Below are 3,370 nucleotides of genomic sequence, written 5' to 3' on the forward strand. Positions count from 1 at the left end.
GGCGAAGAACGTCCCCTTCTTGCTGTACCGGTGGCTGAGCTGCCAGGTCTGCTGCACCGGACCGGGCGTTCCTCCCTTGCAGGTCGTCGGCGCTGTGTTCTGGTCGGACGTCCCGTCCCCGTAGGCCAGCTGGTACACGAGGGCCCCGGGGGCCCGGCTCTCCGACGCCTTGATCGTGAACCGGACGTCGGTGCCGGCCGGGGAGGAAGCCGGCGTGGCCGAGAGGGTGATGGTCAGCCCCCCCGAGCTGTCGGTAGCCGTCGCCGTCTGGGGCGCGCTCGTGGTGGTCGTCGGGCGCGTGGTGGTCGTCGTCGGGACGGTTGACGTGGTCGCTGCCCTCGTCGTCGTCGTCGTACTGGGTGGGGACGCAGTGGTGGGCGTCGGCGCGGCCGTGGTGGCCGGTCCCACCGACGTCGTCGCGGTTCCCTCCCCGGTCGCGCCCGGCGGTGCGGAGGTCGGGCTCGTGGCCCCGGGGGCTCCGTAGGGACCGGCGGCCAGACCCTCGCTCGTGCTCGTCGTCGAGGAACGTCCCGCCGGGGCCGAGCCCCCCGACTGCTTGGCGCTGGCCCCGCACCCCGCCGCGGCGAGGGCCATCAGCGCCAGAACGGCTCCTAGTTGGCCTTTACGGGCCCGGCCTGGTTTGACTGCGAGCTCTTGCCGACGCTGTTCACGGCCGCCACCCGGTAGTAGTAGCCGGTGCCGGCAGTCGTGGTGGTGTCGGCGAAGATGCATGTCGAGCCTGCGCTGGTTCTGCAGTTGGTGGTTACGGTCGAGACGGAGGAGTACGTCCCGCTCTTGGTCCCCCGGTAGATGATATACGTGGTCGTGGCGTACTTCCCGACCTTCCAGCTCAGCGCCACCCCGGGCGATCCGGCCGCCGCCGTCAGGCTCGAGGGAGAACCGGGTGTCCCGACCGGTGACGCCTTGACCTCGGTCGAGAACCCGCTGGTGCCCGCCGAGTTCGCCGCCTCCACCGCGTAGTAGTAGGTGCTTCCGTCGGACGCCCTGGTGTCGGTGTAGGAGGTGGTCGTCACCCCGGTCGCGATCGTGGTCTCCCTGCCTGGCGCGCTGCCCCGGAGCACGACGTAGGAGCTGGCCGGACCGTTGGTGGCCGACGGGGCCGGCGCCGACCAGGTGAGACCGACCTTGTTGTTGCCCGGGGCCGGCGTGAGCCCCGTGGGCGGCGCCGGCGCCAGTGTTACCGGTCCCGCCACGCCGGTGAAGGCGCTGATCCCTTTGGGGGTGCCGAGGCCGGTGGGCCCGTCGTATCCGGTGACCCCATGGCACAGGTACGACACCGAGCAACTGCCGTTGGACCCGCTGGTGACGTCGTTCAGCGCCCCGGAGTTGCCGTACGGCCACGACTGCGGCGCCGTCCCGCTCGTCACCGTGCCACCGAGAGCGAACATCGACCCGATGATCGGGGACGCCACGCTCGTGCCTCCGAACACGTACCAACCCTGGTCGTAGACCCACACGCCGGTGCTGGGGTTGGCCACGGCCGAGACGTCGGCCACGGTCCGGCGGGCGCAGCCGCTGTCGTGCTGCCATGCCGGCTTGGTCTCGACCGCGCTGCAGCCCGAGCCGGCCCCGCTCCAGGCGGACTCGCTTGCGCTGCGCGTGCCGGTGTTGCCGTTCTGGGTCAGCGTGGTTCCCCCGACCGCGGTCACGCTCGGGGAGGCGGCGGGGAACTCCACCCCGTAGCCGTTGTCACCGGAGCTGGCGACCACGGCCACGCCGGAGTGGGTGAAGTAGGCGTTCGAGTCGGCGTTCTCGCTGGTGTACTCGGAGCTCCCGTAGCTGTTGCTGACCACCCGGGCGCCCAGGGTCACCGCTTCGTTCACCGACTGGCCGAGGTTGGCCATCGAGTTGTCATTGGCCTCAACCAGGACGATCGTGCAGTTGGGGCACATGGCGCTGACCATGTCGACGTCGAGCGAGATCTCCTGGGCCCACCCCGAGTCGGCAGGGGGATAGGAGCCCAGCTGACCGCTCTGGTTCACCTTGTAGAACGTGCAGCCGGGCCCGGCGCTGATCGGGGCCGTGAGCGAGTTCGCGGCCGGGCAGGGGGGAAGGTTGAAGTACGTCCGGAAGTAGGCGAGATCCGAGCCCACGGTCGGATCGTCGTAGGCGTCGACGATGGCCACGATCTGGCCCGCGCCCGCGGTGGAGGACGGGTTGTAGGCCGGATCGTTGTACGCCGACTGCAGGTAGGACGGGTCGTAGGCGCCCGAGTTGCCCAGGACGTCGGGACGGGCCCGCACCGTACCCGGCTGGGCGGGAGCATGGCCCCTGACGTTGGAGTCGGTGCGCACGTGGGCGTTGCAGTGGGCATAGCCCGGAGGCAGGGAGGCGGAGCACACGGCGGCGGCGGAGTCGGGGACGTCGGTGCTCGACGAGCTCGTCCCCGATCCCGATGAGCTGGCCCCGCCGCTCGAGCTGGTGGTGCCGGTGGAGCTGGTGGGGCCACCCGAGCCGTGGGTGCCGGGCTTGGGCACGACCACGGGCGCCCCGGGTCGGGGCGGGCTCGCTGCTGCCGGCAATGCTGCCGTGACACCCAGGACGAGAGTGGGTGCGATCAGGGCTACGGCGATGCGGCGCAGTCTCAACGGTTCGCTGGTCCTCTCGGGTTCCCGCCGGCGGTCGGTGATGAGCGCGTCTTTTGGTCGGGTGCGCGCATCGGCAAGCCCGAAGCCAACCTAAGTGGCCCGTGCGTCGTCCGCTATGGCGCGAATAGCTCATTTGTCGACGGCAGGTAGCCATGACAGATGCGCCGGATGGCCTAGTCAGGTGAGGCCGGAATTGTCCGACGGGTCCCTTTGCAGGTGCCGGGCGCGGGTAGCTAGGGCGCCACGGTCGAATGGCCTAGTCAGGTCAGCGAGAATGGCTCCCCGAGCCCATGTACTTGAGCGGCTGCTAGGCGCAGTATTCACGCGAAGTAATGATTCGGCCACGGTTGGTCGGGTGGCGGGCGCCACCCCCGGGTAGACGGGATGTGGATGGCCATAAGGGCTCAGGAGGACGGGGAGCGGCGATGGCCGCGGCGGCGGGCGCTCGCCCACCTCGTGTCGGCCTTGGCGTACGCCCTGCCCGTCGGTGCCGCCGTGGGAGCGTCGCTGGGTCTCAGCCGCCTGCTGCCGTCGCCGGGGGGCCCGGGGGTGGAGGCCGGGGACTGGGTGGCGCTGCTGGCGCTTTCGACCGCGGTCCTCCTGTTGGTCGACCGCCTCGCCCGTCGCCTCCTGCCCCTGGCCGCCCTCCTGGAGCTGTCGCTTCTCTTCCCCGACCGCGCCCCCCGGCGGGTGGCGGTGGCCCGGCGGGCCGGGAGCATCAGGAACCTCCACGCCCGGATCGAGGACGCCAAGCCCGACGG

General features: G+C 71.0%; 3 protein-coding genes. 2 read left to right on the forward strand and 1 reads right to left on the reverse strand.

Going from position 1 to position 3,370, the window contains the following annotated elements:
- Positions 1-214 precede the first annotated feature (214 nt).
- Positions 215-484 carry a hypothetical protein gene (locus tag VFW24_17660; protein HEX5268596.1) on the forward strand — a complete coding sequence of 90 codons (270 nt, stop codon included), beginning with the start codon at positions 215-217 and terminating at the stop codon, positions 482-484.
- Between the two features lie 127 nt (positions 485-611).
- Here VFW24_17660 and VFW24_17665 read toward each other — a convergent pair whose 3' ends face one another.
- Positions 612-2,504: a hypothetical protein gene (locus VFW24_17665; GenBank protein ID HEX5268597.1), complete on the reverse strand. Its 1,893-nt coding sequence runs from the start codon at positions 2,502-2,504 to the stop codon at positions 612-614.
- Positions 2,505-2,999: 495 nt separating this feature from the next.
- Between VFW24_17665 and VFW24_17670 the strand changes: the two genes are divergently transcribed.
- A partial coding sequence (locus VFW24_17670; GenBank protein ID HEX5268598.1) for a hypothetical protein occupies positions 3,000-3,370 on the forward strand: 371 nt, incomplete at its 3' end.

The sequence above is a fragment of the Acidimicrobiales bacterium genome, from assembly GCA_036273495.1.
Taxonomy (GTDB): Bacteria; Actinomycetota; Acidimicrobiia; order Acidimicrobiales; family JAJPHE01; genus DASSEU01.